Below are 3998 nucleotides of genomic sequence, written 5' to 3' on the forward strand. Positions count from 1 at the left end.
TCGCCGATGGAGTGGCCGACGACGATGGCGGGCTCGACGCCGAGCGAGGTGAGCAGCCGGTAGGCGGCCACCTCGAAGGCGAACAGTGCGGGCTGGGTCATCGCGGTGTCGTCGAGCAGAGCGGCCGTCTCCGACCCTGGCTCGGCGGCGACGACCTCGTCGAGGGAGTGCTCCAGCAGCGGGTCGAGCGCCGCGCAGACCTCGCGCCAGGCGGCGGCGAACGCCGGGTACGCCGGGATCAGCTCACGACTCATGCCGAGGCGTTGGCTGCCCTGGCCGGAGAACAGGACACCGACGACGGGCGGCGCCGGGACATGGCCGGTGACCACGCCGGAGTCGCGCCGGCCCTCGGCCAACGCCTCCAGCCCGGCGAGCAGTTCGGCCCGGTCGGCGCCGACGATCGCGGCGCGGTGGTCGAGGGCGGAGCGCCGGGTGGCCAGGGAGAACGCGACATCGGCGGGGTCGGCGGCGGCGACGGCCCCGGCGAGCTTGCGGGCCTGCCCGGCGAGCGCCTTGGCACTGTGCGCGGACACCGTCCACACCAGCTCGCCCCGGGGCTCCCCGGCGCCCGCCGGAGCGGCCTCGACCGGGTCACCCTGCTCGATGATCACGTGCGCATTGGTGCCGCTGATCCCGAACGAGGAGACCGCGGCCCGGCGCGGGCGGCCGGCCGCCGGCCAGTCGCGCCGCTCGGCGAGCAGACGCACCTGGCCGGCCGTCCAGTCGACCTTGCTGGTGGGCTGCTCGGCGTGCAGCGTCCGGGGCAGCACGCCCTGGTGCATCGCCATGACCATCTTGATCACGCCCGCGACGCCGGCGGCGGCCTGGGTGTGCCCGATGTTGGACTTCAGCGAGCCGAGCCACAGCGGCTCCTCGCGGTCGCGGCCGTAGGTCGCCAGCAGCGCCTGGGCCTCGATCGGGTCGCCGAGGCCGGTGCCGGTGCCGTGCGCCTCGACGGCGTCGACCTCGGCCGCGGCGAGGCCCGCCGAGGCCAGGGCCTGGCGGATCACCCGCTCCTGGGAGGGGCCGTTGGGGGCGGTCAGCCCGTTGCTGGCGCCGTCCTGGTTGACGGCGCTGCCGCGCAGCACGGCCAGCACCCGGCGGCCGTTGCGGCGGGCGTCGGACAGCCGCTCCAGCACCAGCACGCCGACGCCCTCGGACCAGCCGGTGCCGTCCGCGCCCTCGGCGAAGGCCTTGCAGCGGCCGTCGCCGGCCAGCCCGCCCTGCCGGGCGAACTCGACGAACATGCCGGGGGTGGACATCACGGTGACGCCGCCCGCGAGGGCGAGCGAGCAGTCGCCGGAGCGCAGCGACTGGGCGGCCAGGTGCAGGGCGACCAGGGAGGAGGAGCAGGCGGTGTCGACGGTGACGGCCGGCCCCTCCAGGCCGAGGGTGTAGGCGATCCGGCCGGACACCACGCTGCCGGAGCCGCCGGTCAGCGCGTAGCCGGCGAGGTTGCCGGACACCTCCTGAAGGCGCGGCAGGTAGTCCTGGGCCATCGCGCCGAGGAACACGGCGGTGTCGGTGCGGCGCAGCCCGGCCGGATCCTGGCCGGCGTTCTCCAGCGCCTCCCAGACGGTCTCCAGGGCGAGCCGCTGCTGCGGGTCCATGGCGAGGGCTTCGCGCGGGCTGATCCGGAAGAAGCCGGCGTCGAAGTGGGAGGCGCCGGCCAGGAAGCCGCCGGCGGCGGCGAAGTCGGCGTCCGCGCCGACCTGCCAGCCGCGGTCCTCGGGGAAGCCGGTGATCGCGTCGGCGCCGTCCGCGACGAGGCGCCACAGGTCCTCGGGGGTGGCGACGCCGCCGGGCAGGCGGCAGCTCATGCCGACGATCGCGATCGGCTCGTCGGACGCGGCGGGGGCGGCCGCGGTCGGGGCCGGGTCGTCGTCCGGCCCGGCGAACAGCGCGTGGATCCGCCTCACCACGGCGGCCGGGGTCGGGTGGTCGTAGGCGAGCGAGGCGGGCAGCTGCAGGCCGGTCGCGGTGTTGAGCCGGTCGCGCAGCTGCACGGCCGTCACCGAGTCGAAGCCGAGCTCCTTGAAGGTGTCGTCGGCGCCGATCCGCGCGGTGTCGGCGTGCCCGAGCAGCACGGCGGCCTCGCCGCGCACCAGCGTCCACAGCTCCGCCTCGGAGAGGCCGGTGGCCTCGACGGACACCGCCTCGACGGCCGGGACGGCGCGAGCGGGGGCCGGGGCGGCGACGGCCCCGTCCACCCAGTAGGTCTCGCGCTGGAAGGCGTACGTCGGCAGCGGCACCCGCCGGGCACCGGTGAACACGCCGGCCCAGTCCAGGTCGAGGCCCCGGGTGTGCAGCTCGGCCATGGACAGCCGCAGCCGGTGCACCTCCTCCTCGCCCCGGCGCAGCGTGGGCTGGACGACGGCGTCGCCGGCGGTGGCGGCGATGTGCATGGCCAGCACCGGGTGCGGGCTGACCTCGATGAACACGCCGTAGCCGTCCGCGGTGAGCGCCTGGACGGTGTCGGCGAAGCGGACCGGTTCGCGCAGGTTGCGGTACCAGTAGCCGGCGTCCAGGGTGGCCGGGGCGACCCGGCCGGCGGTGACGGTGGAGTAGAAGGCGACGCCGCTGTCGGTGGTGGCGGCGCCCGAGACGCCGGCGAGCACCTCCTCGCGGATGGTCTCGACGTGCGCGGAGTGCGAGGCGTAGTCGACGGGGACGATCCGCGCCCGCCTGCCCTGGGCCTCGCAGGCGGCGACGGCCGCCCGGACGCCGTCCGGGTCGCCGGAGATCACCGCCGTGCCCGGGGAGTTGACGGCCGCGACGGAGACGCCGGGCTGGTCGATCTGCTCGGCGGGAACGTCCAGGATGGCCATCAGGCCGTGCCCGGACAGCTTCTCGGTGATGACTCTGGCGCGGGCGACGATCAGCCGCACGCCGTCCTCCAGGCTGAGGATGCCGGCCGCGGTGGCGGCGGCGATCTCGCCCTGGGAGTGGCCGATGACGGCGTCCGGCTCGATGCCGGCGGCGCGCCACACCTCGGCGAGCGAGACCATGACGGCGAACAGCGCGGGCTGCACGACGTCCATCCGCTGGAGTGCTTCCTCGTCGCCGAGCACCTCGCGCAGCGACCAGCCGCCGTACTGGCGGAGCAGCCGCTCGCACTCGTCCATCCGGGCGGCGAACACCTCGTGCGCCGCCCACAGGCCCTCGGCCATGCCGATCCAGTGGGCGCCCTGTCCGGAGAACACCCAGACCAGGCCGCCGCCCCCGGAGGCGGTGCCGGTGACGACCCGGGCGGAGGGCCGACCCTCGGCCAGCGCGGTTAGGCCGTCGAGCAGTTCCTCGCGGTCGGCGGCGAGGACGGCGGCGCGGCACTTGAGCGCGGATCTGGTGGTGACGCTGGAGTGGCCGACGTCCAGCGGGTGCAGGCCGGCGTCCTCGCGGACCCGGTCGAGCAGGCGCCGGGCCTGGGCGCGCAGCGCCTGCGGGGTGTGCGCGGACAGCATCACCGGGACGGCCGCGCCGGACTCCGTGACAGGCTGGGACCCGGGTTCGACGACCGGCTGCGGGGCGGCAACGACCAGGTGGCAGTTGGTGCCGCCGATGCCGAAGGAGCTGACGCCGGCCAGCCGCGGGCCCTCGGGCCACGGCCGGGCCTCGGCGTTGACCCGCAGCTTCCACCGCTCCAGCGGGATGTCCGGGTTCGGGCTCGCGAAGTGGAGGCTGGCGGGCAGCACGCCGTGCCGCACCGACAGGGCGACCTTGATCAGGCCGAGCACGCCGGCGGCCGGTTCGAGGTGGCCGATGTTGGTCTTCACCGAGCCGACCAGCAGCGGCCGTTCGGCGTCGCGGCCGTCCCCGTACACGGCGGCCAGGGCGCTCGCCTCGACCGGGTCGCCGGCCCGGGTGCCGGTACCGTGCAGTTCGACGTAGCCCACCTCGGCCGGGTCCACCCCGGCGGCGCGGCAGGCCGCGCGCAGCAGGGCGCCCTGGGCGTCGGCGCTGGGCACGGTCAGGTCGCCGGCGCCGTCGTGGTTGACGGC

1 protein-coding gene is annotated in these 3998 nt (G+C 76.1%); it reads right to left on the bottom strand.

Annotated features, from left to right (window positions below):
- Positions 1-3998: acyltransferase domain-containing protein (locus tag ABD308_RS15115; RefSeq protein ID WP_344333797.1), on the bottom strand; the 3998-nt coding region annotated here is incomplete at both ends.

Source organism: Kitasatospora putterlickiae (assembly GCF_039527695.1).
GTDB classification, from domain to species: Bacteria; Actinomycetota; Actinomycetes; order Streptomycetales; family Streptomycetaceae; genus Kitasatospora; species Kitasatospora putterlickiae.